Source organism: Nocardia sp. X0981, assembly GCF_977089955.1.
In genome coordinates this window covers 1,224,936-1,248,960 of sequence record NZ_OZ372435.1, presented here as the reverse complement: position 1 = coordinate 1,248,960, position 24,025 = coordinate 1,224,936, and the positions used below count along the sequence as shown (strand labels likewise).

Annotated in this window: 23 protein-coding genes; 14 read left to right on the top strand and 9 right to left on the bottom strand. The window is 66.8% G+C overall.

Annotated features, from left to right (window positions below):
- Positions 1-128: 128 nt before the first annotated feature.
- The gene (locus tag ACYR7D_RS05450) at positions 129-1,214 is read right to left on the bottom strand and encodes a Gfo/Idh/MocA family protein (protein WP_459548529.1); all 1,086 of its coding nucleotides are present in this window, start codon (positions 1,212-1,214) and stop codon (positions 129-131) included.
- A gap of 72 nt (positions 1,215-1,286) precedes the next feature.
- On the opposite strand from ACYR7D_RS05450, the gene ACYR7D_RS05445 reads away from it, so the two are divergent.
- A complete protein-coding gene (locus ACYR7D_RS05445) occupies positions 1,287-2,240 on the top strand; it encodes an MBL fold metallo-hydrolase (protein ID WP_459548528.1) in 954 nt (317 codons plus the stop codon).
- A gap of 124 nt (positions 2,241-2,364) precedes the next feature.
- On the opposite strand, the gene ACYR7D_RS05440 is transcribed toward ACYR7D_RS05445, so the two are convergent.
- Positions 2,365-3,342, bottom strand: coding sequence for an NAD(P)H-dependent flavin oxidoreductase (locus ACYR7D_RS05440; RefSeq protein WP_459548527.1), 978 nt, complete (start codon positions 3,340-3,342; stop codon positions 2,365-2,367).
- 332 nt (positions 3,343-3,674) lie between these two features.
- Here ACYR7D_RS05440 and fadD5 point away from each other — a divergent pair, with 332 nt between their 5' ends.
- Together fadD5 and ACYR7D_RS05430 are read left to right on the top strand one after the other, a co-directional pair.
- The gene (gene fadD5, locus ACYR7D_RS05435; protein WP_459548526.1) at positions 3,675-5,243 is read left to right on the top strand and encodes a fatty-acid--CoA ligase FadD5; all 1,569 of its coding nucleotides are present in this window, start codon (positions 3,675-3,677) and stop codon (positions 5,241-5,243) included.
- 144 nt (positions 5,244-5,387) lie between these two features.
- Complete coding sequence (locus ACYR7D_RS05430) at positions 5,388-5,993, top strand: cysteine hydrolase family protein (RefSeq protein ID WP_459548525.1); 606 nt, start codon at positions 5,388-5,390, stop codon at positions 5,991-5,993.
- A gap of 7 nt (positions 5,994-6,000) precedes the next feature.
- Here the strand turns inward: ACYR7D_RS05430 and ACYR7D_RS05425 are convergent, their stop codons facing one another.
- The gene (locus tag ACYR7D_RS05425; protein ID WP_459548524.1) at positions 6,001-8,385 is read right to left on the bottom strand and encodes a lysylphosphatidylglycerol synthase transmembrane domain-containing protein; all 2,385 of its coding nucleotides are present in this window, start codon (positions 8,383-8,385) and stop codon (positions 6,001-6,003) included.
- A 118-nt stretch (positions 8,386-8,503) separates the two neighbouring features.
- On the opposite strand from ACYR7D_RS05425, the gene ACYR7D_RS05420 reads away from it, so the two are divergent.
- The gene (locus ACYR7D_RS05420) at positions 8,504-9,103 is read left to right on the top strand and encodes a GDSL-type esterase/lipase family protein (protein ID WP_459548523.1); all 600 of its coding nucleotides are present in this window, start codon (positions 8,504-8,506) and stop codon (positions 9,101-9,103) included.
- An 89-nt stretch (positions 9,104-9,192) separates the two neighbouring features.
- Here ACYR7D_RS05420 and ACYR7D_RS05415 read toward each other — a convergent pair whose 3' ends face one another.
- Entirely contained in the window at positions 9,193-10,566 is a 1,374-nt protein-coding gene (locus tag ACYR7D_RS05415) for an ABC1 kinase family protein (protein ID WP_459548522.1), read from the bottom strand.
- Positions 10,567-10,666: 100 nt separating this feature from the next.
- Between ACYR7D_RS05415 and ACYR7D_RS05410 the strand changes: the two genes are divergently transcribed.
- A complete protein-coding gene (locus ACYR7D_RS05410) occupies positions 10,667-11,452 on the top strand; it encodes a winged helix-turn-helix domain-containing protein (protein WP_459548521.1) in 786 nt (261 codons plus the stop codon).
- A gap of 255 nt (positions 11,453-11,707) precedes the next feature.
- Positions 11,708-12,385 (top strand): DUF3558 family protein, encoded by a 678-nt coding sequence (locus tag ACYR7D_RS05405; protein ID WP_459548520.1) that lies wholly within the window; start codon positions 11,708-11,710, stop codon positions 12,383-12,385.
- A 162-nt stretch (positions 12,386-12,547) separates the two neighbouring features.
- Here the strand turns inward: ACYR7D_RS05405 and ACYR7D_RS05400 are convergent, their stop codons facing one another.
- Together ACYR7D_RS05400 and ACYR7D_RS05395 are read right to left on the bottom strand one after the other, a co-directional pair.
- On the bottom strand, positions 12,548-13,675 hold the full coding sequence (locus ACYR7D_RS05400; RefSeq protein WP_459548519.1) for an NAD(P)H-dependent flavin oxidoreductase: 1,128 nt from the start codon (positions 13,673-13,675) through the stop codon (positions 12,548-12,550).
- A 181-nt stretch (positions 13,676-13,856) separates the two neighbouring features.
- A complete protein-coding gene (locus tag ACYR7D_RS05395; protein WP_459548518.1) occupies positions 13,857-15,245 on the bottom strand; it encodes a glycosyltransferase family 87 protein in 1,389 nt (462 codons plus the stop codon).
- 278 nt (positions 15,246-15,523) lie between these two features.
- Between ACYR7D_RS05395 and rpsF the strand changes: the two genes are divergently transcribed.
- The 6 genes from rpsF to ACYR7D_RS05365 all read left to right on the top strand — a co-directional run bounded on the left by rpsF (position 15,524) and on the right by ACYR7D_RS05365 (position 21,085).
- Positions 15,524-15,811 (top strand): 30S ribosomal protein S6, encoded by a 288-nt coding sequence (gene rpsF, locus ACYR7D_RS05390; protein ID WP_459548517.1) that lies wholly within the window; start codon positions 15,524-15,526, stop codon positions 15,809-15,811.
- A 95-nt stretch (positions 15,812-15,906) separates the two neighbouring features.
- Positions 15,907-16,443 carry a single-stranded DNA-binding protein gene (locus ACYR7D_RS05385; RefSeq protein ID WP_459548516.1) on the top strand — a complete coding sequence of 179 codons (537 nt, stop codon included), beginning with the start codon at positions 15,907-15,909 and terminating at the stop codon, positions 16,441-16,443.
- Between the two features lie 55 nt (positions 16,444-16,498).
- Positions 16,499-16,750 carry a 30S ribosomal protein S18 gene (gene rpsR, locus ACYR7D_RS05380; RefSeq protein ID WP_459548515.1) on the top strand — a complete coding sequence of 84 codons (252 nt, stop codon included), beginning with the start codon at positions 16,499-16,501 and terminating at the stop codon, positions 16,748-16,750.
- 18 nt (positions 16,751-16,768) lie between these two features.
- Entirely contained in the window at positions 16,769-17,224 is a 456-nt protein-coding gene (gene rplI / locus ACYR7D_RS05375; protein ID WP_459548514.1) for a 50S ribosomal protein L9, read from the top strand.
- A 662-nt stretch (positions 17,225-17,886) separates the two neighbouring features.
- Positions 17,887-20,331: a replicative DNA helicase gene (dnaB, locus tag ACYR7D_RS05370; RefSeq protein WP_459548513.1), complete on the top strand. Its 2,445-nt coding sequence runs from the start codon at positions 17,887-17,889 to the stop codon at positions 20,329-20,331.
- Between the two features lie 106 nt (positions 20,332-20,437).
- Positions 20,438-21,085, top strand: coding sequence for a class I SAM-dependent methyltransferase (locus ACYR7D_RS05365; protein ID WP_459548512.1), 648 nt, complete (start codon positions 20,438-20,440; stop codon positions 21,083-21,085).
- Positions 21,086-21,316: 231 nt separating this feature from the next.
- On the opposite strand, the gene ACYR7D_RS05360 is transcribed toward ACYR7D_RS05365, so the two are convergent.
- The gene (locus tag ACYR7D_RS05360; protein WP_459548511.1) at positions 21,317-21,715 is read right to left on the bottom strand and encodes a VOC family protein; all 399 of its coding nucleotides are present in this window, start codon (positions 21,713-21,715) and stop codon (positions 21,317-21,319) included.
- Positions 21,716-21,821: 106 nt separating this feature from the next.
- Between ACYR7D_RS05360 and ACYR7D_RS05355 the strand changes: the two genes are divergently transcribed.
- The gene (locus ACYR7D_RS05355; protein WP_459548510.1) at positions 21,822-22,817 is read left to right on the top strand and encodes a helix-turn-helix transcriptional regulator; all 996 of its coding nucleotides are present in this window, start codon (positions 21,822-21,824) and stop codon (positions 22,815-22,817) included.
- 1 nt (position 22,818) lies between these two features.
- On the opposite strand, the gene ACYR7D_RS05350 is transcribed toward ACYR7D_RS05355, so the two are convergent.
- Both ACYR7D_RS05350 and ACYR7D_RS05345 read right to left on the bottom strand, forming a co-directional pair.
- Positions 22,819-22,989, bottom strand: coding sequence for a hypothetical protein (locus ACYR7D_RS05350; protein ID WP_459548509.1), 171 nt, complete (start codon positions 22,987-22,989; stop codon positions 22,819-22,821).
- Positions 22,990-23,036: 47 nt separating this feature from the next.
- On the bottom strand, positions 23,037-23,447 hold the full coding sequence (locus tag ACYR7D_RS05345; RefSeq protein WP_459548508.1) for a RidA family protein: 411 nt from the start codon (positions 23,445-23,447) through the stop codon (positions 23,037-23,039).
- A 78-nt stretch (positions 23,448-23,525) separates the two neighbouring features.
- On the opposite strand from ACYR7D_RS05345, the gene ACYR7D_RS05340 reads away from it, so the two are divergent.
- Entirely contained in the window at positions 23,526-23,900 is a 375-nt protein-coding gene (locus ACYR7D_RS05340; protein WP_459548507.1) for a winged helix-turn-helix transcriptional regulator, read from the top strand.
- Positions 23,901-24,025: the final 125 nt, after the last annotated feature.

The window sequence follows — 24,025 nt, the reverse complement described above, 5'->3', positions numbered from 1 at the left end:
CCGGCGCGCAACAATGGGGTCCCCGGGTTCCGCGGTGGGGGAAGGCGAACGCCCAGCGGCTCTCGGAGTGCCGGCAATCCAACACAGCAGCTGCGTGTCTGGCCTCACAACTCGATTATGCCGGAGAACTACGGTGGCGGGATTTCCGATCCCGCCGACAGACTCACGACGAGGTCCGGCATCGGGATCGGCCGCGAGTTGTCGCGGAGCGACCGCGCGCCCACGGTGCCGACCAGGGAGGCCGCAACCGCCTGCCGGACGGGTATCAGCGGTGGGACGCCGTACTCGACGCTGGCGCGGAAACCCTGGAGTATCCGGACGGTGCCTTCCGCCTTCGGTTCGACGACCGTGCCGTCGAGCGATAACGATGGCGGAGCGTGTTCCTCGTCCCGTACGGCTGCCTCGGGGACGGACCAGGGCTCTTTACGGACGCGGACCGACCACGCCCGGTCGCCGGGGGCACGCACCGATTCCGCCAGGCCCGCACTGCCGCGTACCGAGATCCAGCTCCAGTGACTGTCGGGTTCGCCCTGCAGGAAGCCGTGCCGGGTGATGGCCAGCGCACCGCCGGTGAGCCGGATCAGCATCACCACCGCCGCGCGGGGATCCGTGGTATCCACCGGTAGGGCTGTCACCTCGGTCGGCATCTGGCCGGTGAGGGCCAGCACCGGGGCGAGAGTATGGGTGCAGTACGCCGTCGGCTCGATACGGCCACGCCAGTGGCCCGGGTCGCGGATCAGCGCAGAGACGTCATCCGGTGACATACCGTGCAGGTAATCCGCCTCGATCAATGTGATCCGGCCGATCTCCCCGGCCGCCACCGTGCGATGGATGAGCTGGACATGGGGATGGAAAACGTAGTTCTCGGCGAACGAGTAACTGGCTCGGGAACGCCGCTCGGCCTCGAGGAGCGCCCGGGCCTCGTCTTCGCGCACACAGGCCGCGGCCTCGGACAGCACATGGATATCGTGGTCGAGAAACGTGACCGCCGGGGCCGCGTGCTCGTCGAAATCGTTGGCGAGGATCACGGCATCCAGGTCCGCGTCCAGGAGTTCGTCCCACTCCTCGACCAGGATCGTGCCCGGTAGCTGCCCGGCGGCAGCCGCCCGGCGGGCGGGATCCCGATCGCACCCCATCACCACGTCCATCCCCAACCGGCGACACCAGCCCGCCAGATACAGGCCCATACCCAGCCCGACCACACCCACACGCATGGGTCGCATGGTAGGCCCGAGGGTGCTCTCATCCGTACCTCTTTACGGAGCTGGGCCGGTACCGTGGGCCGGGTGGCCGATTCCGTTGACGGGCGTACCCGCACGCTGCCCACCGTGCTGCGCTGCTGTGCGGCGCTGGCCGCGACTCCGGCGCGGTTGCTGCGCCCCCGGCAGCCCGATACCGGGCTGTTGTCCCGGCTCGATCCGGTGTCACCGCCTCCGGCACGGACGACGGTCGGGCTGACCGTTCTCCTGCAGGGGCGGATGTCGGCACCGACGACCATCGTGGCGGAGGGGGTTCGCAGTTTCGGTCATCTGCCGATGGCCATGGGCGCCTATCTCGTCGAGCATCCGCGGGCACGTTTCCTCGTCGACCCCGCACTCTGCGCTCATGTGCACCGCCGGGTGCTCCCGGCGTTACCCTTCCCGATCCCGCTGCTGGTGGCCCCGGACAAGCCGGTTCTCGGGCTGGCCGACGCGCTGGCCGCCCGCGATATCGACCCTGGCGCACTGGATTTCGTATTGCCCACCCACCTGCACTGGGATCATGTCTCCGGGGTGCTCGAACTGCCCGGTTCGGTGCCGGTGCGGTTACCCTCGGCCGAATTGCGCTGGGCGCTGGAGGGGCCGCACGCCCCGGCGGGGGTGGTGCGAGCGCCGCTGCGGGACCGCACGCTGGACCCCTTGGAGCTGGACGGCCCGCCGGTTCTCACCTTCGAGCGCAGCCTGGATCTGTTCGGGGACGGGGCGGTGCTGCTGGTGGACCTGGCCGGGCATACGCCGGGCAGTATCGGCGTACTGCTGGCCGTATCCGATGGCCGCCGGGTGTTGCTGGCCGGTGACGCGGTGTGGAATCGGTTGCAGGTCGAGACCATCCGGGAGAAAGCGCCAATGCCGGGCCGGCTGTTCGACGCCGACCGGGGGAAAGCGTTCGAGACCATCCATCGCCTCCACGCGCTACCGGCCGGGATCGAGGTGGTCGCCGCGCACGACTACGACGCCGTCGCCGCCCTGGCGGCGCACTGAACCGGGCCGGGCCGGAAGGCCCGGAGTGCGGGAAGCCGACTTCCCGTACGGCTTCCCGCCTCCCTGCGCCGGATGTATCGCCATGTTCCGGCGGCGGGCGCAGGGCCGACGACGTGCGGTGTCGTCAGGCGGAGACCACGTACCGGGCCAGCCGGGCGTTGATCAGTTCCTCGGCTTCGGTGACCATCCGGTCGATGAGTTCGGCACAGGTCGGGATGTCCTCGATCAGCCCCTGGCACAGGCCCACCGACCAGATACCGGCGTCGAGGTCGCCCTCTTCGAACACTCGCCGGCCGCGTGCACCGGAAACCAGTTCGCGGACGTCTTCGAACTTGCCGCCGGCTTTCTCGATCTCGACCACCTTACGGCTGATCTCGTTGTCGGCGACCCGCGCGGTATTGCGCATCGTGCGGAAGATGAGCTGGGTGTCGCGTTCGGTGTTCGCGACGATCTGCTCCTTGACCTGCTGGTCGATGGAGGACTCCTGGGTACACAGGAACCGGGTCCCCATGTTCACGCCGTCGGCGCCCAAGGCCAGGGCCGCGACCAGACCGCGGGCATCGGCGATCCCGCCCGAGGCGATGATCGGGATGGTGAGCGCCCGCGCGGCGGCCGGGATCAGTACCAGGCCCGGTACATCGTCCTCGCCGGGGTGGCCGGCGCATTCGAAACCGTCGATGCTGACCGCGTCCACGCCGATCTTCTGCGCCTTGAGCGCATGCCGGACGCTGGTGCATTTGTGCACCACCTTGATACCGGCTTCCCGGTAGGTGGGCAGGAAGGGTTCGGGGTTGCTACCAGCGGTCTCCACGATCTTCACGCCGCTGTCCACGATGGCCCGCACGTACTCTTCGTACGGGGGCGGGTTGATCGACGGCAGGATGGTCAGGTTCACCCCGAACGGCTTATCGGTGAGTTCGCGCGTGCGTTCGATCTCGCGGCGCAGATCATCGGGGGTGGGCTGCGTGAGTGCGGTGATGAAACCGAGCCCCCCGGCGTTGGCCACGGCCGCGACGAGTTCGGCCCGGCCGACCCACATCATCCCGCCCTGCACGATCGGATGTTCGATACCGAAGGTCTCGGTGAACCTGGTCCGCAGCATCGGTGCTCTCCTCTACTTTCCGCGGATAGTCCGCGTCTGCTGCATGGTGCCACGGAGGCCGAGATGGGATCAACCCTGGAAGTGAGTCATGATTCGCATATGTGATGGGCTCTGGCTTAGCTGGGTGCCGTTCCGAAGGTGGCATATCACCGCAAATACGCGCTACGACGCGGGCAGACTTGTTCCGCTACCGGGTTCCTCGGAATTAACCGCTATTCGGCACCGATTTCCTTGCCGGTGCTGATGTGAATTGTTATTCTGCCGTCACGTTCACACCGCGTGTGGCGCCGGACACTCCGGTGGGTCGCGCGGTACCGAGAGGAGTACGTGGGATGTCCACCGGTGCGCAGGCCCTCGACGAGCCGATCCGCTCGCGTCGTAACCACTGGGTCAACCAGATCGCGACCCACGCGATCATGCGGCCCGACGAGGTGGCGTTTCGTTTCCGCGGCGCCGATACCACTTGGCGCGGGCTCTACGAACGGTCGCAGAAGTTCGCCGACGCGCTGGCCCGCCGCGGCGTCGGGTTCGGCGACCGTGTGCTCATTCTGGCCCTGAACTATCCCGAGTACCTCGAGGCGGTTTTCGGTATCAATACGCTCGGTGCCATCGCCGTACCGGTCAACTTCCGGCTCACCCCGCCTGAAGTCGCCTATATCGTGGGCGACAGCGGCGCCAAGGCCGTGGTCACCGATACCGTGTTGCAGCCGCTGGCCACCGCGGTGCAGGCGCAGGCCGACGGGCTCGAGCACTGCTTCGTCATCGGCGGGAGCAGCGGCGACGGGGTCGTCGGCTTCGAGGACGCGCTCGCCGAAACGGGGGAGCCGCACACTCCGCTGGACATCCCCGAGGACACCCCCTGCCTGATCATGTACACCTCGGGCACCACCGGCAGCCCCAAGGGAGCCGTCCTCTCCTACGGCAATATGAACGCCCAGGCACTCACCTGCATCCGGGCGATGGCGCTGGATCAGGATTCGATCGGTTTCTGCACCTCACCGCTGTTCCATATCGCCGGGCTCGGCAGCCTGGCTCCCTCTTTCATGCTCGGGACGAAGACGGTGCTGCACCCGCTGGGTGCTTTCGACGCCACCGAATTCCTGGACGCGGTCGAGGCCGAACAGGCCACCACCGCCTTCTGTGTCCCCGCTCAATGGCAGTTGATCTGCGATGAGCCGACCGTGAAGCAGCGCAAACTCGCCCTGAAGGCACTGAGCTGGGGGGCTGCCCCCGCCTCCGATACCGTACTGAAGGCGATGGCGGATTCCTTCCCGGACGCGTTCAACGTGGCGGTGTTCGGGCAGACCGAGATGTCACCGATCACCTGTGTGCTCGAAGGCAAGGACGCCATCCGCAAACTCGGCTCCGTCGGCAAGGTCATCCCGACGATCCAGGCGCGGATCGTCGACGACGAGATGAACGATGTCGCTCCGGGTGAGGTCGGCGAAATCGTCTACCGCGGCCCCACCATGATGTCGGGGTACTGGAACAAGCCGGAGGCGACGGCGGATGCCTTCGCCGGCGGGTGGTTCCACTCCGGTGACCTGGTCCGTCAGGACGAAGAAGGCTTCATCTACGTGGTGGACCGCAAAAAGGACATGATCATCTCCGGCGGTGAGAACATCTACTGCGCGGAGGTGGAGAACGTTCTGTTCGCCCACCCGAAGATCCGCGAGGCCGCGGTGATCGGCCGGGCGCACGAGAAGTGGGGCGAGGTGCCGGTCGCGGTCGTCGCGCTCAACGATCCGGACGGCGGGCTCACCCTCGAAGAACTCGAACCGTTCCTGAACGAGAACCTGGCTCGCTACAAGCACCCCAAGGATTTGGTGATCGTCGCGGAACTGCCGCGTAACGCCAGCGGCAAGGTCGTGAAAGTGGAGTTGCGCAAGGGCAACTCGTAATCACACGTTTCACGTGAAGCATTCGCCGGATCGGCGGGACCGAGGGGCCCGCCGATCCGGCGGCGGAGGTTCGGCGCGCCCGGTGACCAGGTCTTTTGCCCGGGATCGGTGCGCCCGTATCGCCGATGGTCGAATATCTACGCCATGTCGCATCAACATGCTGCTGTTCTCGCCCTGCACTGGCAGGTGAATGTCATACGGCCGGAAGGGTTCTTCGGGCCCATGCTGGCCGAGCCGGTGGCCGCCAGTGGAGTGGTGTACCGGGCCGCGGAGTTCCACAAACGCGCGGCGGATCTGGGGCTACCGATCATCTGCACCCGGTTCACCGTCCCCGAAGGCGAGGGACGGCTGGTCCGCAACACCGGATTCATGCAGTCGGTCGGGGCGGCGCAGCAGGACTTCCGGCCCGACGCACCGGGCAGCCGCCTGATCGACGAGATCGCCGACCAGGCGGACCGTATCGTCGACAACCAGAAACTGTCGGGGCTGGCCGGTAACGACCTGCCGCGCTGGCTGGTCGAGAACGATATCGACACCCTGTTCCTCACCGGCGTCGCCACCAACCTCACCGTCGAGCAAACCGCCCGCCACGGCACCGATCTCGGGTTCACCGTCTACACCGTCGCCGACTGCGTGGCCGCCGCCGACCCGCAGGTACACACTGCCTCGCTGGCGAATATCGCGCTGGTGAGCGCGGGTCTGCGTACCTCCGGCGACGCCCTGGGCCTCCCGGACGAGCCCGAGATGTGAACCCGGATCAGATCATGTGCTTATCGGTCATCCAGCGCATCACCTGCCAGCCGCAGAAGACCGGGATCCAGCAGGTGAGTACCCGGTAGAGCAGTACCGAGGGCACCGCGACCGCCGCGGGTAGTCCGAACGCGGCCAAACCACCGATCAACGCGGCCTCCACCGCGCCGACACCACCGGGGGTCGGCGCGGCCGAGGCGAGGGTGCCGCCGATCATGGTCACGATCGTGACGGTGACGAAAGTCGTCCCGCCACCGAACGCCTGGACGCTCGCCCACAGCGCCAGCGCCTGTCCGAGCGTGAGCGCCGCGCAACCGAGCACGATGACCGCGCAGCGTTTCGGGTCGCGGGCCAGGATGGCCAGTTCCCCCACGACCTCCTGGACCTGCGGCAGCACCGAATTGTTCAGCCAGCGCCGCAGCTTCGGCACGAACATGAAGGTGCCGATGATCCCGACCCCGACCCCGCCGATCAGGTACAGCACCGTAGGCGATGGTACGAAATGCGATAGGTCGGCCGAGGTCCCGGCGGCCACGCTGAACAGCACCAGCAGTCCGATATGTGTGCACACCTGCACGGCCTGCTGCAGGGCCACCGCGGCGGTGGCGCGGACCGCTCCCACCCCGCCCTTCTGCAGGAATCGCACGCTCAACGCCAGCCCGCCCACGCGCGCCGGGGTGGTGGTGGCGGCGAAGGTGTTCGCGATCTGCATGAGCACCAGCGGCCAGTACTTCACCAGCCCGGAGGCACACGCCCACAGCGCGGCCGCCGTACCGATATAGGTGAGTGAGGAGAGCGCCAGGCCGGCCAGCGCCCACCACCAGTTGGCCTCCCTGAGCTGTGTGAAAAAGGTGGGGACCGCGCTGATGAACGGATAGGCCACATAGACCAGGGCGATCAGCAGCACCAGCTGGATGATGCTGTTACGACTGAACCGGGTGATCTGCTCGGCCTCGATCCGGTCTTGCCCGGTCTGGGTGCGCACCTGGTCGCGGGCCGCGCTCACCGCCGCCTTCCACCTCGGCACGGAGGTGCGGATCCCGCGTGGCATGGCGAACTTGGTGAGCCGGCGTGACGCGGTGAGAACGGTCTGCTCACCGAGTACCGCGATCGCCGACCGTACCGCGGCCTCCGCACCGAAAACCGCTGTCATCGAGACCAGCAGCTGGGCGATATCCGATTGGAGCTGGGCATCGGAGGCACACAACTCGGCCGCGGTGAACCCGCCGAACAGCGCGCCTTCGGCGCCTATCCGGATCTCCGCGGGCCGCAGTTCACCGTGCGCGATACCGTGCTCCCGCAGCACCGTGAGGGCCCGCCACACCGCGTCCAGCGCCTCGGTGTCCTCGGGGTTCTGTTCGATCGAGCGTCCGGCCGGCAGAGTGTGCGCGTACAGCATCCAGCCGCGGGGCAGTACCGCCACCGTGACCGGGCGGTGCGCGGCCACACCCAGATCGCCCAGCGCGACCGCCATGAGAGCCCGGTGCTCCACGGCCCGATGCATGGAACCGTGCAGCGGAGCGGTTTCGCTGGAGCGGAAGGTCAACCAGCGCCACAGTTGCCGTACCGCGCTCGACGAGCGCTGATTCTTGCCGTACAGCTCGACCACCAGCGCAGGCTCCGGCTCGGCCACCGTGGCCGACAACATGAGCGCACCCGGCCCGGCCGGGCGGACGACGGTCAGCCGGGTGACGGTGTATCCGCGCCGGGCGAGCTGGCGTACCGCGGCGTCCAGCGGCACCTCCAGCGCCGGGGTCCCCACCAGCAGCACGATCACCGCGCCGACCAGCCAGCCGACCACCAGGCCGAACATGGCTCGCGCCGGAACAACGGTGCTGACCACCAGATGCATCGGCGCGAAGGCCAGCAGCAGTACCCACAGCCAGCGACGCGGCCGTACCGGCAGCCACGGGCTGGAGACGGTGAGCACCGCCGCCAGCATGGCGATCCAGCGTGGATCGTCGAGGAACTGCTGGAGAAAGGTCTTGTCGGCGAAATTCTCCGGGACCTGCAGATGCCACTGCGGTGCGGACAACCCGCTGGGAGTGATGGACAGCAGCAGTCCCGCCACCAGCCCGGCGGTCGCATAGCCGGCCAGTAGTTTCCACTGTCGCCCGAGCACCAGTTCGACCAGGATCGCGAACGGCAGGATCAGGATGGCGATGCCGTACAGCAGATAGACCAGGTTCGATTGGTCGGGATTGAGAAATCCGACGATATTGGAAACGGAACGTTCCAGTGCCAGCCATTCGGGACGGGTGATCAGCGAACCGGCGATCACCACCGCCACGCCGACAGCCGCGAAGACGACACGCAGGATATCGCTGGTCCGCCGGGTGAGCGGTTGTAGCAGGCTGCCCGTGACCGGGATCTCCCGCCCATCGACTCGCATGTCGTATCGGTACTTTCGGATCGAGGTGAAGCTATAGGGCCGCCCGCGCTCACTAGCTGGTGAGTATGCAGGAGGCCGAGCCGGACGATACACACCAACACGCTGCCAGAATCGGGGGGTGAACGGTGATCGGCGTATCTGTTTCGTGGGGGATTCCTTCGTCGCCGGAGTGGGCGATCGGCATGCCCTGGGCTGGGTCGGCAGGCTGACGGCGCACGCGCTGGCCGCGGGAGCGGAGTTGACGGTCTACAACCTCGGGGTACGCGGGCATACCTCCACCGATATCGCGGCCCGGTGGCCGGCGGAATGCCGTGTCCGGCTGCCCGCCGGTAGCGACGCACGGGTGGTGTTCTCGTTCGGGGTCAACGATACGGTGCTCGTCGGTGACCGGCCGCGGGTGGACGTGGAGGATTCGGTGGCGAATCTCTCCGCGGCGCTCGCCGCCGCCCGGGAACGAGGATGGCGGGTGCTGATGGTCGGACCCCCACCCGTCGGTGACCCGGCGCACACCGAGCGGATCGCGGAATTGGACCGGCGTTTCGCGCAGGTCTGTGCCGGCTTCGGGGTCGAGTACGCGGGGAGCTGCGCTCTGCTGCTCCGGGACGAGGTCTGGATGGACCAGGTACGGGCAGGCGACGGGGCGCATCCCGGCGCGGCGGGTTACGCCGCGTTCGCCGGGCTGCTGCTGCCCGCCTGGCGTGCCTGGCTGGGATACTGACCGCGGAGTTGGATAAGCAGGATAGAATTTCCGTAAACTAGGGGCCTTTACCGGAAAATGTCCCAGACGGTGCGGGTTTCCGGAGCGGCTCAGCCTGCCGGGATCCGCTGTGCCGGGTCGCGCTTCATGGCGGCGAAGACTGCCGCCAGCTCCGGCACCGACCGCACGAGCTCCGCGCCGTAATCGCATTCGCACTCCAGCTGGCTCAGTGTGCCGACCAAGGTGAGTGCGGCGCGGGCGAACGGCGTGCACTCCGGCGGTAAGGTCAGCTCTCGTATCACATTGTCCAACCGTGGACTCGTGGTGCGCAGCACCTGTTTGCGCAGCCAGGACGTGGTGACCCGGAATCGTGGATGCCGTACCGGTTCCCCGTACGCCCACAGCGCGGAATCCAGGGCGTCGGCGTCGAACTCGCGCCCGGGTAGCGCGAAGCCGTGGGTGCGTACCGCCGCCGCCAGCGCGGCCGGGCCGCCGTTGAAGATCGCATCACATATCTCGACCGTCAGTTCGGTGAACCCCGGATGTGGCCACGGCGCGCACGCCCCGAAATCCGCCACCCCGAGCCGTCCGTCCGGCAGCAGCCACAAATTCCCCGGATGCGGGTCGCAGTAGAGCAGTCCGTGCCGGTCCCAGCCGGTGAGCACGAACCGCATCATCAACTCGCCGAGCCGGTCCCGCTGCGCGGAAGTACCCGTACCGATCACCCGCGTGGCCGGAATCCCGGCGACCCATTCCGAGACCAGCACATCACCGTGCTGCTCCAGCACCTCCGGTACGCAGAACTCGTCACTGCCCGCGTATGCCGCCGCGAAAGCGCGCTGGTTGTCGGCCTCGGCCGCGTAGTCCAGTTCCGCGCGTACCCCCGCGCACAGCGCCTCGGTCAACGACTTCACATCCGCACCGGGCAGGAAAACCGAGGCCAGTGTCGAAACACGGCGCAACTGCCGCAGATCCGATTCCACCGCCGCCCGGGCGCCGGGATACATCACCTTCACCGCTACGACACGGCCGTCGTGCCAGATCCCGCGGTGCACCTGGCCGATGGAAGCGGCGGCCGCGCGCCGGTCGTCGAACTCCCGGAAGAGCTTGCGCCACTCCGGCCCCAGGTTCTCGGCCAGGACCGCGTGCACGGTGCCGGGCAGCATCACCGGCGCCGAATCCTGTAGCCGCGTCAGCGCCACCTGATACGGGCCCGCGAGATCGCGCGGTAGCGCGAGCTGATAGATCGCCAGGAGCTGGCCGAGCTTGGCGGCGCACCCCTTCAGCTCGCCGAGTACCGCGAACATGTGTTCGGCCGTCCGGGCCTGGATATCCCGGTCCACCTCCCGCGCGGACCGGCCGAACGCCCGGCGGCCCGCGCCCGCGGCCTGCCGCCCCGCGTACGCGACCGGAAGCGCCATGAGCTTGGCGCTGCGCAGGGCCCGCCGCGTCGGCGGAACGCCGGGATCCCGTCGAATGCTCATACCTCATCCCCAGAAAGCGATTCGCCTGTTCTCCTGTGCAGTCTGGCATATTTGCGCATAGACTGTCTGGGACGTAACAGCTGCCGAAAGAGGTGCATCCATGGGGTCCCGCACGGTGGTCGCCGACGTGGCCGATGAGCTGGCCCGGCGGGTCGCCGCGGGGGAATACCAGCCGGGTGATCTGATGCCCTCGGTGCGCCAGGTAGCCGAAGAATTCGATATGAACCGGGCCACCGCTCAACTCACCCTCGGCCGGCTGGAGTCCTACGGATTGGTGGAGGCCCGTCGCGGTAAAGGTTTCACCATCCGTGAGGTGCGTGCGGCCGGCGGGCTGGACGTGTACCGGCATCTCTTCCGTTTCTCCACCCCCATGCCGGAAGTCGCGGTCGAGATGTTCCGCGATATCGTCGAAGTCGAGCGCGGAATCGTCATGGATACGCTGCTCACCTACACCGGCCTGGTGCACGACGAGACCCCCGGTATCGACCTCGCCGAACTGAAGGCCGAAATCGATACCCTGGAAAAACTTGCCCGCCTGGACGTTCCGGATCATCGCCGGATCCTCGCCATCGAGATCGGCCTGGTACGAAGGCTGCTCGTCGTACTCGAATCGAGTATGCAGCGGGCCATCCTGAATTCGATCGGCGAGATGGTACTCGAGGTGCCCGAGGCCGTCGAAGCGTACTTCGCGGGCGCCGCCGATCTGCACGTCCTGGTGTGGCGGGCGCTGATCGCGGTATGGGAATCGGAATCCGGCCCGTCACCGGCGCAGCTCGCGCTCTTCGAAGACCTGTTCGGTATGTACCACGACAAGGTGATCGCCCGCTTCGAGGAGCTGCTGGGGATCCAGGACAAGCCCGAGGAAGTCCACGCCGCCACGGCTTGAGAGTCGCCCCGGCGCTCCGAAAGAGCGATCGCAGTGCCCACGCCGGCCGGGGATCGAGCGCGGACCCCGTGCTGTCATCACGAAATCCTGTGCGGTGCGGTACTTTCCTTCACATCCTCCACCGATACGAGTCCGAAGTCCTGTAACGCCGCGCGACCCTTCGTTGATCAACCGTCCAGGAGCGATCGTCGCCCCTGGAACAGCTGGAGGTGAAGGGATTTGCTCATTTCTGGTAGAGGGAAGTCGCGGGTCGTCATGGCGGTAGCCATCGGCGCGGCGGCGCTCATCGCGGGATGCGACAGCGACTCCGGTTCCGATCGATCGGCTCCGGGCAATCCGAAGACAGCGGCGACCGCGACGGCTACCGACTCGTCCGGTGGCGAATTCGCTCCCGAGGAAGGGAGTGAGAACGCCGGAACCGAAGGTGGGAGCCCCTCCGCGGAGGGGGACGACCCGGCCACCGAGGACGCGAACCCACCGGCGGCGTCGGTGCCGGACGGACAGCCCGCTCCGGGAGCGGCGACCGAACTCCGGGACCCCTGTGCGCTGCCGGAAACCGAGATCAGCAAGCTCGGGTTCCGGCCGGACAGCAAGGAAACGCTCACCGGAACCGACGGTTCGGATGACAAGATATGCCGCTGGCCCTCCCTCATGGGTAAATCCGAGGTGACCATCGTGTCCAGCCGGAAGTCGATCCAGGACGTGATGGACAGCGGAAGTTACGTGGAGTTCGAGCCGGTGACCGCGGGCGAGCGCGCGGGCCAGCAGTATCGTGCCGCTCAGGACACGAACAGAATCGGGTGCTACGTCAGTCTTCCGGTGCCGGACGCCCTCGTCACCGTCATCACGCGGCGGTTGCAGCCCGAGGCGCCGGAAGAACCCTGTGACCAGGCCCGGCGGATAGCCGCCACCGTATCCCAGTACCTGCCCTGAAAACCTGGGTGATATCCCGGCCGGTCCGTGGCTACGCCGCGGACCGGTACCGAGGCGCGGCGGTATCTCGCGAAGCAGTCCTACGGGCACGAGGCGCCCGGCCCGTCGGCGCGGAATCCGGTTCGTCCGGTCGGACTCCGCGCCGGTGGGAGTACACCCGGATTACAGCGATCCGTTGAGTTTGTTCAGCCGTTCGCACGCATTGACGTATTCCTCGATGAGCCGGTTGACCACATCGGCGGAGCGTTCCATCTTGGTCATCATGCCGACCACCTGACCGACCGGGTTGAAGTTGACGTCCTTGGCCGCCTCCGGATAGCGGTGGCCGCGTTTCACGCCGTCCAGCGCCACCATCATCTGCAGCGGCATGGGCAGCGGGTCCGGGGTGTCGGCCGCTTCCCAGGCGTCGGTCCAGTCGTTGCGCAGCATACGGGCCGGCTTTCCGGTCCAGGCCCGGGAGCGGATGGTGTCGTGGCTGGTGGCATCGATATAGGTCTTCATCTGTGCGGGAGGCACATTCGCCTCTTCCACCGTCAGCCAGATGGAGCCCGTCCAGGCACCCGCGGCGCCCATCGCCATGGCCGCCGCGACCTGGCGTCCGTCGCCGATACCGCCGGCCGCGAGCACCGGCAGATCACCCACGGCGTCGATCACCTGCGGCCACAGCACCAGCGAGGAGACCTCACCGCAGTGGCCGCCGCCCTCGGTGCCCTGGCATACGACGAAGTCCAGTCCGGCGTCCTTGTGGTTCAGGGCGTGTTTGACCGATCCGCAGAGGGCGCCGATGAGCCGGCCCGACTCCTGGATCTGGGAGACGAATTCCGGCGGCGGGGTGCCGAGGGCGTTCGCGACCAGCTTGGCTTTCGGGTGATTCAGGATCACCTCGACCTGCGGCGCGGCCGTGGTCGCGGTCCAGCCGAGCAGCTGCGGGTGTACCTCTTCCTCGGGCAGCTTCGGTACGCCGTGGTCGGCGAGGATCTTTTCGGCGAAATCACGGTGCCCCTGCGGCACGTGTTTGGCGAGTTCGGCTTCGAGCTGTTCGGGGGAGAGCCCGTCGATGCCTTTGCCCTCGTACTTGGACGGGATCACCAGGTCGACACCGTAGGGGTTGTCGCCGACGTGTTCGTCCAGCCAGGCCAGTTCGACCTCCAGCTGTTCGGCGGTGAAGCCGACCGCGCCGAGGACGCCGAGACCGCCGGCGTTGCTGACCGCTGCCGCCACGTCGCGGCAGTGGGTGAAGGCGAAGATGGGGAACTCGATCCCCAGCCGGTCACAGATATCGGTACGCATGGCGGTGCTGGTCTCCCTATGCCTGGAACAAGTTACATAATTGCCGCGCGGCGGCTGATCCGGCCGCTGGCGCCGAGTCGACCCGAATACGCCGCGTACCGCAGGTGGGAGCGGGTAGGCGCATGAACCCGACAGGTGCCATACCTTGAATGTAACACGTTCTAGTTTTGTTGGAGAGGGTTCATTTGAGCGGGGCGGTCCCGGCCGTGTCGACGCCCGGTACCGCGGTCCGTTCGACCGGGCGGTGCGGGAGCCGCACCGGAACTTTCAGGAATATCGTGAACAGCAGCACCAGCAGCGTGGCTCGACCCCATACGCCGAACCGCACCACCGCCTCCATCAGTTCCACCGCATGCCCGCTGCCCATGGCGTAGAAGTAGCGGAACACCCCGACTCCGATCGCGATATCGGCGACGAGATAGCTCCAGATCACCGGCCACGGCACCGCCAGCAGGGCGAGGAACGGAACGAGCCACAGCGTGTACTGCGGTGAGTGCACCTTGTGGAAGAGCAGGAAGCCGCACAGCATCGCCCCGCTGACCCCGAGCCACGGGAACACCCCCGACTCCGTATACCGGCGCCAGCCGATCCCCAGCGCCACCACGAACGCGGCGACGATGAGCGCCGGCGAAGCGATCGATACGGTATCGGCGAACGCGGCGTTGCCCACCGCATCGGTGCCGAAGAGGGGCCGCAGGCCCCAGAACCAGATCGAATTGGTGGTGATATCGGCCTGCCGCTGCTGCTGGAATTCGATCGATGCCCGCCAGCCGTCGAATCCGGCGATCGCGAAGGGCAGATTCACCGCCAGTACCGTGCCCAGCGCCGCGGCACCCGTCTGCAGGGCACCCCGCACATCCAGCCGGGTCCGGATCTCCGCTCCGGACCGCTCTCCGCCGGTCAGCACATAGAGCATCAGCGGCATGACGAAGATCGCCGGATAGATCTTGAAACAGAAACCGAGCCCGAGCAGGGCGGCCGCCAGCATGCCGCGCGTGCGCAGTGGCCGGCGAGCCGAGGCCATCACCGCCGCGGCCGCCACCGTCGTGAACACCACCGGCAGTTCCCAGTTGTGGAATGCGTACAGCACCAGCGGCGGGCCCGCCGCCCACAGCAGAGCCGCCCGGCCCGCCAGCCGGGCCAGCAACCAGGCGGTCAGCAGCGCGAAAGGGGTCAGCAGCAGGGCCGATTGCAACAGGAACATCGCGTCGTTGTGCGCCCCCAGCGCCCCCAGCCACATGAGCAGACCACTCAGTACCGGGTATTCGACGGCACCGCCGATCAGGGTGCCGTCCGGGGTGATCCCGCCGTGCACGTAAGGAAAAATATGCTGATCGATATCCCGCCCCAGCCAGAGGAACTGGATATCGGAGTAGCAGACGTGAGCGTCCTTGACCTGATCGAAGGCGACACTGCGCCCGTCCGAACGAAATGGGGCCCCGGCGCATCTCGCCTTGTTGAGGAACGCCACCGCCAGGGTCGTACCGCACAGCAGAACAACCGACGCAGCGGCCGTGGCCCGCGGAACGCGACCGCCCGCGAACGCGCTCGCCGCCGGTCCGATCGACATACCGATACCTTAGTGTCCGTCGTCGCGTCAGGCTTACCTGTGGTATGCCGCCGAGCGGCCGAAAGATCGCGGAATCGGCAGGTGGGCGCGGTCGCGTGCATTTCGGAAATTCGATGTCCGCCGAAGTGGGAAATTCCCCGGGGTATGCCCGATCCGGTGTAGAAGATCGATTTCGCCGATACCCACCCGCTCAGGTACTCTTGCCCGGTTGCTGACGCGACGACCTCCTGCCACGGACCGTCCGTGGCCGACCCCAGACCACAGGAGGTGATTGGTTCGTGCGTCATTACGAAGTGATGGTCATCCTCGATCCGAGCATGGACGAGCGCACCGTCGGGCCGTCTCTGGAAAATATGCTCGGTGTCGTCCGCACCGAAGGCGGCAAGATCGACAAGGTCGATATCTGGGGCCGTAAGCGCCTCGCCTACGAAATTCGCAAACAGGCCGAAGGCATCTACGCGGTGATCGATCTGACCGCCGAGCCCGCCACGGTGAGCGAACTCGACCGCCAGCTGGGCCTCAACGAGCAGGTGCTGCGCACCAAGGTTCTGCGCAACGACAAGTAGTTCCGGCGGTACCGCCGTTTCGTCGGAGTCTGTCTCTAGGCTCTAGCGCAACAGGCGAGTGCACCCGGACTGCACACCGAGCAGGAGGAACCCCCATGGCAGCAGGCGATACGGTTATCACGGTCATCGGCAATCTGACGGCCGATCCCGAGCTTCGATTCACGCCCGCGGGCGCCGCGGTGGCGAATTTCACCGTGGCCTCCACCCCGCGCATTTTCGACCGTAATACCAACGAGTGGAAAGACGGCGAGGCGCTGTTCCTGCGCTGCAATATCTGGCGCGAGGCCGCGGAGAATGTTGCCGAAAGCCTGACCAGGGGATCCCGAGTGATCGTCAGTGGACGGCTCAAGCAGCGCTCCTATGAAACCCGCGAGGGTGAGAAGCGTACGGTCGTCGAGCTGGAGGTCGACGAGGTCGGTCCCTCGCTGCGTTACGCGACGGCCAAGGTCAACAAGACCAGCCGGGGTGGTGGCGGCGGATTCGGTTCCAATGGCGGCGGTGGTGGAAACTACAACGCCGGTAACAGCGGCGGTGGACGTTCCAATCAGGGCGCTGCGGATGATCCGTGGGGTAGCGCGCCCGCGGCCGGCTCCTTCGGGGGCGGCCGGATGGACGATGAACCGCCGTTCTGAGACGGCCCGCATCGGCCCGCGTCGGCGGGCCACCAAGAATACGGAGTGAACGAAAATGGCCAAGGCACCGGCGCGCGAAAAGGTGCTCAAGAAGAAGGCTTGCACCTTCTGCAAGGAAAGCAAGTCCGGACCCGTCCAGATCGACTACAAGGACGCTCCGCTGTTGCGTAAGTACGTCAGTGAGCGGGGCAAGATCCGGGCCCGCCGGGTCACCGGCAACTGCGTGCAGCACCAGCGCGATATCGCCATCGCGGTGAAGAACTCGCGTGAGATGGCGCTGCTGCCCTACGTTTCGACGGCTCGCTGAGAAAGGTCGGTCAAGCAAATGAAGCTCATCCTGACTGCCGATGTGGACAACCTCGGCGCTCCCGGCGACACCGTTGAGGTCAAGGACGGCTACGGTCGTAACTACCTGCTGCCCCGTGGGCTGGCGATCGTCGCCACCCGTGGTGCGCAGAAGCAGGTCGAGGGCATCCGACGGGCGCAGGAAGCGCGGCGTGTGCGCGATCTCGGCCACGCCAACGAACTGAAGCAGGCCATCGAGGGCCTCGAAGGTGTGTCGCTGTCGGTCAAGACCGCGGGCTCCGGGAAACTGTTCGGTTCGGTCACCCAGTCCGATATCGCGGCCGCGATCAAGTCGGCCGGGGGCCCGGTGGTGGACAAGCGCAGCATCGAGCTGCCGAAGGCGCATATCAAGGCCACGGGTAAGCACCAGGTCACCGTGCACCTGCACCCGGATGTCGCCGCGAAGCTGGCCCTGGAGGTCGTTGCCGCCGGCTGATAGCCGGTGGTGATACTCCTCCGCCCCGGGGAGCACGAGCGTCCACACGACCGTGCTCCCCGGGATGTGAGGCCTATCTACCCGAGTTAGCCAGATATTAGCTGGCTTCGAGTCGAAGTCGCTCGGCGGCCTATGTGCCGCGAGCGTGTGTTCCGCTGTGTGTGCCCTGTTCGCAAAGGGTGGACCCTGTGGATTATTCACAAAACCAACCGGACGTATTGTGACGTAGCTCATATCCGTTCGCCTGTTCGTCAACCCAACACGCCCGGATGTTCAACAACGCCGACACGCCGATACTTTGTTTATCCACACTGTGTTGATGGGGGAAACCACGATCTAGCTGGGGATTTTCTGGCTCTGACCTGCATTTTCCCCAAGTTGTCCACAAGTTGTGCACAACCAGGGGTGAACTATCCCCAGGTTATCCACAGGTCTGTGCACAGCTCTGTTTGGCATGTGGATAGAACCTCGCCTAGGTTCATCGCAGCACCTTCGGCGATACCCTGCCGTCCACGGCGAATCGGGCCTGTCCAGGCGATAGCTGGGATGTCCGGCCTCAGGTCACCGGCGCTCCCCTGCCGTGGGCGAACCTGTCGGACCCCTGGGGTAGACCGGTCGTCGAAGGATGCGTCCGGTCGCTGAGGAGAGGACGGTCGATTCGGATGGCAGTCGTCGATGACCGCGGGCATACGGATTTCCCACCGGAACCGCCCGGCGAGGACTTCGGGCGGCAGCCGCCACACGATATGGCGGCCGAACAGTCGGTGCTCGGCGGCATGCTGCTCAGCAAGGATGCCATCGCCGATGTCGTCGAAGTGCTGCGCTCCGGCGATTTCTACCGCCCCGCGCACCAGGCCATCTACGATGCGATCCTCGATCTGTACGGCCGGGGCGAACCCGCCGATCCGGTCACGGTTGCCGCCGGCCTCGACCGCAGCGGTGAACTGAAGCGCATCGGTGGTGCCCCCTACCTGGTCACCCTCACTCAGACGGTCCCCACCGCCGCCAACGCCGGTTACTACGCCGAGATCGTCGCCGAGAAAGCGATTCTGCGCAGGCTGGTGGAAGCCGGCACCCGCATCGTCCAGTACGGCTACGCCGGCGCCGACGGTCAGGACGTCGCCGAGGTGGTCGACCGGGCCCAGGCCGAGGTCTACGAGGTCACCGAACGCCGGACCTCCGAGGATTTCCTCCCGCTGGAAGATCTCCTCCAGCCCACGATGGACGAGATCGACTCCATCGCTTCCCGCGGCGGAATCTCGCTCGGGGTACCGACCGGATTCTCCGAACTCGACGAACTCACCAACGGCCTGCATCCCGGTCAGATGATCATCGTCGCCGCCCGGCCGGGTGTCGGTAAGGCGCTGGCCCTGGATACTCCGCTCCCCACGCCGGACGGTTGGACCACTATGGGCGAGGTGCGGGTCGGGGACCGTCTCATCGGTGCCGACGGCTTGCCCACCAGGATCGTGGCGGCAACCGGCGTGCTGATGGGCCGCCCGTGTTACGAGGTCGAATTCTGCGACGGCACCGTCGTCGTCGCCGACGAACAGCATCAGTGGCTCACCGAGACCGGGGCTTCGCGGCGGTCCGCGCAACACGACACCACCGGAGACAACCGCTACCGCGGCCGGAAGGCTTCCGCCGCCATCCGCACCACCGGGGAGATAGCGGCCACCTTGCGCCGCGCCCCCACCGATCGCCGGGTCGACCACTCGGTGGCGAACACCCGGCCCCTGGAACTGCCCGCACGTGCTCTGCTCGTCCCGCCCTACACGCTCGGTGCCTGGCTGGGGGGCGGGGACGCCGCGGCCGCTCGGATGACCACGGCCGATCCCGAGATCATCGCCCGTATCGAAGGCGAGGGCATCGTCGCTGTTGCCTCCCCTTCGGCGAAGTCGCGCCATCACCTGCGGTTGCCGGACGACGGGTCCGGCGGCGTAGCGGCGCGGCTACGCACTATCGGCGTGCTCGGGAACAAACATATTCCCGTCGAATACCTGCGCGCTTCGGAAGCGCAGCGCCGGGCACTGCTCGCCGGGTTGCTCGATACCGACGGCACCGTGGCCGCCGACGGGTCCGTTCGGTTCTCCGTGACCGACGAGCGCCTCTTCGCGGATGTTCGCGAACTCGTCGCCGGTCTGGGGTACCGCTGTGGTGTCTCGACCGAAGCCGTACCCGGACGTACGCGGGAACGATCGGTCGCCTGCACGCTCACCTTCGCCACGGATGACGAGGTGTTCGGTTCGTACCGGAAGGCGCTTCTGCACAAGGAGCGCCGGACGGCCCGCGGCACCAGTGGGGCCGGTTCCCGGTTCATCGTCGACGTCCGCCGGATCGAATCCGTTCCCGTCCGGTGCGTCGAGGTCGACAACAGTGCCCATATGTATCTGGCCGGCCGTTCGATGATCCCGACCCATAACTCCACGCTCGGAATGGATTTCATGCGCAGTGCCTCGATTCGGCACGGGCTGGCCAGCGTTATCTTCTCGCTGGAGATGAGCCGGACCGAGATCGTGATGCGCCTGCTCTCGGCCGAGGCGAAGATCAAACTCGGTGATATGCGGTCCGGGCGGATGAGCGACGACGACTGGACGAAACTGGCACGGCGGATGAGCGAGATCAGCGAAGCACCGCTGTTCGTGGACGATTCGCCGAACCTCACCATGATGGAGATCCGCGCCAAGGCGCGGCGGCTGAAACAGCGTCACGATCTGAAATTGGTTGTGGTGGATTACCTCCAGCTGATGACCTCCGGTAAGAAGGTCGAATCACGTCAGCAGGAGGTGTCGGATTTCTCGCGAAATCTGAAGCTGCTGGCCAAGGAACTGGAAGTTCCCGTGGTCGCCATCAGTCAGCTCAACCGTGGCCCGGAGCAACGCACCGATAAGCGGCCGCAAGTCTCCGACCTGCGCGAATCGGGTTCGCTCGAACAGGACGCGGATATGGTCATCCTGCTGCACCGGCCGGATGCTTTCGAACGCGACGACCCGCGCGGTGGTGAAGCGGACCTCATCGTCGGCAAGCACCGTAACGGGCCCACGGCGACCATCACGGTGGCCCACCAGCTCCATCTGTCGCGCTTCGTCGATATGGCTCGTGGCTGAGATCGCGCAGTCCGAGCCGGCGAACAGGCGTACCCGGCACGCGCGGTGATCGAAACAGTGCTGCCGCGCGCTCGGTCCGGCCCCCGTCGAATGAGGTGAACGAGTTGTGAAAACGCCGATAGCAGGACGTCTGTGGGACGTGATAGGGACCCAGCTCGGACGACCGGACGGTATGGTCGGACGTCTCGTCGGCCGGATACTCAACCGCGGCAACCGCGCTCTCGTGGCAGCGGCCGTCGCCGCCGCGGACCCGGCCCGAGGCGCCACGGCCGTCGATATCGGCTTCGGGGGTGGAGTAGGCCTGGGCCTGCTGTTGGACCGGGTCGGCGCAACCGGCACCGTCCACGGCGTGGAGATCTCCCCCACCATGATCCACCAGGCACACCGCCGCTACCGCCACGAGATCGGCAACGACCGGCTGCGACTGCACAACGCCGCCATGCACGACCTGCCCCTCACCGCGGCGACGGTGGATGCGGTGATCAGTACCAACACCGTGTACTTCATCGAGGACCTCACCGCGGCATTCACCGAAGTCGCCCGGGTACTGCGGCCCTCTGGTCGTCTGGTCCTCGGCATCGGTGACCCGGCGGCGATGGCGCGAATGCCCTTCACCGAGAACCGCTTCCTGCTCCGCCCGATCGCGGAAATCACCGGCCACCTCGCGGCGGCAGGTTTGACGGTGGTCGATGAGGAACGGCTCACCGGCGAAGGCGCGGTCACATCTCATGTATTGACCTGCGAGAAGAAGTGATCACACCCGACCTCGCGGCACTCGGGGCCCGGGTAGCGGGCGCTGCACGCCGTATGTGAAAGGCTGCGCCGCTCCGCGGTACGGCACAACCGCGCGCCGGCCGTCCGCGCCGGCGCAGGCGGTGGCGGCCGGCTGTAGGGGCGCAGAACTCGTGACGGAATCCCGGAATGTTCGGCGGTGATAGGAGGGAAGCGCCCCGATTCCGAGGTTCCGCGCTCCATCGAGCGGATATCAACCGGCGTATTTCGCGACCGCCTGCGTGGTGACCGGGGTGAAGAGGTTGACCGGATTGCCGTCCGGGTCGCGGAACAGCAGGGACCGGTTTCCCCACGGCATCGTGGTGGGCTGGTTGATGAAATCCTCGACCGTGTCCCGTAACCGCCGATAGTCGGCATCGACGTCGGGGACGAGGAATTCGATGATCGCGGTGTGGTTGTCGGCCGGTCGGGCGCTACCGGCCGCGAACAGCGCCACGGTGCGGGTGCTTCCGAGGGCCAGCGTGCCTGCCGGTGTGACGATTTCGGCGAAATCCGGGGTGGCCCAGGCCGCCTCGACACCGGTTACGTGCTGGTAGAAGTCGACCATCCGTTGGATGTCGTCGGTGATCAGACGGGTCGAGACGAGTTTCATGGTGTGCTCCTGGTCCTGTCGATGAGGTGGTGGCTACGCCGCCACCGGCGACCCTAGATCTGATACCGGACAGTTTCCGCCCGGTATCGATGCGAGAATTTCGGAGATGACGCGCCCCACTGCCCGAGTGCTGGCACTGCTCGAACTGTTGCAGGCCGGCGGCACCCATACCGTCGGCGAACTCGCCGGACGGCTCGGCGTCGATGAGCGCACCATCAGGCGCTACGTCGCTCATCTCATCGACCTGGATATCCCGGTCCGGTCGGTGCGGGGCCGCTACGGGGGGTACCGGCTCGCGCCCGGGTACCGGATGCCGCCGCTGATGCTGACCGAGGACGAGGCGGTGGCCGTGGCATTCGGGCTCCTCACCAGCCGCGGCGCCGGCTGGTCGACGGCGGCTGTCCATGCCGCCGACAGCGCGGCAGCCAAACTCCGCCGTGTTCTGCCCGCGCGCCTCGCGGCCCGGCTCGCCGCGCTGATCGATACGGCCGAATTCACTGCCGACGCGCGTTCCGACGCCCCCGTCGAGACCGCCGTCCTCCTCCGGATCGCCGATGCCACCCGCGAGCACCGCCCGGTAACCATCGACTACACCGACCGCACCGGGCGCCACAGCGAACGGACTGTGCACCCGTACGGACTCGTCGCCCACTCCGGCCGGTGGTACCTGACAGGGCTGGACAGCCGCAGTGACGAGATACGCCGGTTCCGGTTGGACCGCATCACCGCGGTGACCACCCGGCCCGCGACGTTCACCCCGCCCGCCGGGTTCGAGCCCGCCGCTCACCTGCTGTCCGCATTCGCCACGGCGTCCTACCGGCACAACGTGTCGATCCGAGTCCAGGGCACCCCCGCCCAGATCCGTTCGCTGGTCCCCGCCACGATCGCGACCGTGCACGAGATCGACTCACCACCGCTGGACTCCGGTCCGTGGGTTCGAGTCCGTATCCGGGCCGAAGAACTCGATTGGATTCCTCCGGTCCTCGCCGGCCTGAATCGACCGTTCGTCGTCGAGTATCCCGACATACTCAACGATGCCGTGCGCGCCCTGGCCGACCGGCTCACCGCGGCTGCCGACGGCCGGTACCGAAGCGGCGAATAGTTCAGCCCAGCATGTTCTCGATCAGGTCCGCGGCCCGTGCGGTGCCGCCCTCGGCTCGTGCCTCGGCGCGTAGCCGTGCCGATCGCCGAGCGACCCCGGTATCGGTGACGAGGTCGGTGAGAGCCGCCCGCAGTGTCTCGGCCGTGGTGCCACAGCCTGTCCCACCGGACAATCGAATATCCGGCGGCGAGATCTCCCCACCGGATGGCGGCGCGGCCCTCAGTCGAGCACAGCGTATGCCTCGACTTCGACGAGCACATCGGGTTCGAACAGGTAGTCGACGCCTATCGCCGACAGCGGCGGTAACGGTCGCGGTATCCCGAGTTCTTCCGCGACGCGCTCGATACCCGCGAGGAAATCGTCGTATTTGTCGGGGGTCCAGTGTGTGACGAAGAACCGCAGGCGTACGACATCGGCGAAGCTCGCTCCGGCGCCGGCCAGGCCGCGGGCCGTATTGCGCAGCGCATGCGCGACCTGTCCGGCGAGGTCGCCGGGGGCGACGGGCTTCCCCTCGGCGTCCCGTGCGATCTGGCCGGCCACGTGTACCTGGCGAGTGCCCGTGCTGATCGAGACGTGATGGTACGGAACCGGAGCGAACATGCCTTCCGGGGTCAGCAGCTGCACTGTCATGGATGTCCCTTTCACCGGGAGAGTAGGTATCCGATGTCTACCTGGTACTCCGAGGGAACTTCAACGAGACTAGGTGTCATGCAGGAAACCGCCGCACCTGGTTCGGATAGCCCTCAGCTCACGGAGAAGCACCGTGAGCTGCTCGACCAAGTACTCGACAAGTGGTCGCTGCAAATCCTCGACTCACTGTGTGAAGGGCCGCTGCGCTTCAACGAACTCCGCCGGGCGATCCCGGTCGTGACGCAGAAGTCGCTCACGGCCGCACTTCGGCGCCTGGAACGCAACGGGATGGTCGAGCGCATCGTCACGAGTACGCGACCTGTATCCGTCGAGTACCGGATCACGCCGCTGGGAAGATCGCTGCAGGATCTCATCGACGCACTCCTGCGCTGGGCCACCACCACTCTGCCCGCCGTCGAATATGCCCGGGCCCGCTTCGACGAGGAGTTCTGATCGGCGCGAGCGCCGTTCCGGGACCGGCGCCGACGGCGATGAAGGGCCGGGAGCCCGGACGGAGTCGCCGTCCGCGCAGACGAATAAGCCGCGGGACGGACCCGATGGTCCGTCCCGCGGCTTGT

Bases quoted from the DNA above. Each gene is read 5' to 3' on its own strand.
- ACYR7D_RS05415 (WP_459548522.1), bottom strand. From the start codon at position 10,566: ATGAGCATTCGACGGGATCCCGGCGTTCCGCCGACGCGGCGGGCCCTG.
- fadD5 (WP_459548526.1), top strand. From the start codon at position 3,675: ATGTCCACCGGTGCGCAGGCCCTCGACGAGCCGATCCGCTCGCGTCGT.
- ACYR7D_RS05425 (WP_459548524.1), bottom strand. From the start codon at position 8,385: ATGCGAGTCGATGGGCGGGAGATCCCGGTCACGGGCAGCCTGCTACAA.
- ACYR7D_RS05405 (WP_459548520.1), top strand. From the start codon at position 11,708: ATGGCGGTAGCCATCGGCGCGGCGGCGCTCATCGCGGGATGCGACAGC.
- dnaB (WP_459548513.1), top strand. From the start codon at position 17,887: ATGGCAGTCGTCGATGACCGCGGGCATACGGATTTCCCACCGGAACCG.
- rpsR (WP_459548515.1), top strand. From the start codon at position 16,499: ATGGCCAAGGCACCGGCGCGCGAAAAGGTGCTCAAGAAGAAGGCTTGC.
- rplI (WP_459548514.1), top strand. From the start codon at position 16,769: ATGAAGCTCATCCTGACTGCCGATGTGGACAACCTCGGCGCTCCCGGC.
- ACYR7D_RS05395 (WP_459548518.1), bottom strand. From the start codon at position 15,245: ATGTCGATCGGACCGGCGGCGAGCGCGTTCGCGGGCGGTCGCGTTCCG.
- ACYR7D_RS05340 (WP_459548507.1), top strand. From the start codon at position 23,526: ATGCAGGAAACCGCCGCACCTGGTTCGGATAGCCCTCAGCTCACGGAG.
- ACYR7D_RS05355 (WP_459548510.1), top strand. From the start codon at position 21,822: ATGACGCGCCCCACTGCCCGAGTGCTGGCACTGCTCGAACTGTTGCAG.
- ACYR7D_RS05440 (WP_459548527.1), bottom strand. From the start codon at position 3,342: ATGCTGCGGACCAGGTTCACCGAGACCTTCGGTATCGAACATCCGATC.
- ACYR7D_RS05430 (WP_459548525.1), top strand. From the start codon at position 5,388: ATGTCGCATCAACATGCTGCTGTTCTCGCCCTGCACTGGCAGGTGAAT.
- ACYR7D_RS05410 (WP_459548521.1), top strand. From the start codon at position 10,667: ATGGGGTCCCGCACGGTGGTCGCCGACGTGGCCGATGAGCTGGCCCGG.
- ACYR7D_RS05360 (WP_459548511.1), bottom strand. From the start codon at position 21,715: ATGAAACTCGTCTCGACCCGTCTGATCACCGACGACATCCAACGGATG.
- ACYR7D_RS05385 (WP_459548516.1), top strand. From the start codon at position 15,907: ATGGCAGCAGGCGATACGGTTATCACGGTCATCGGCAATCTGACGGCC.
- ACYR7D_RS05345 (WP_459548508.1), bottom strand. From the start codon at position 23,447: ATGACAGTGCAGCTGCTGACCCCGGAAGGCATGTTCGCTCCGGTTCCG.
- ACYR7D_RS05450 (WP_459548529.1), bottom strand. From the start codon at position 1,214: ATGCGTGTGGGTGTGGTCGGGCTGGGTATGGGCCTGTATCTGGCGGGC.
- ACYR7D_RS05400 (WP_459548519.1), bottom strand. From the start codon at position 13,675: ATGCGTACCGATATCTGTGACCGGCTGGGGATCGAGTTCCCCATCTTC.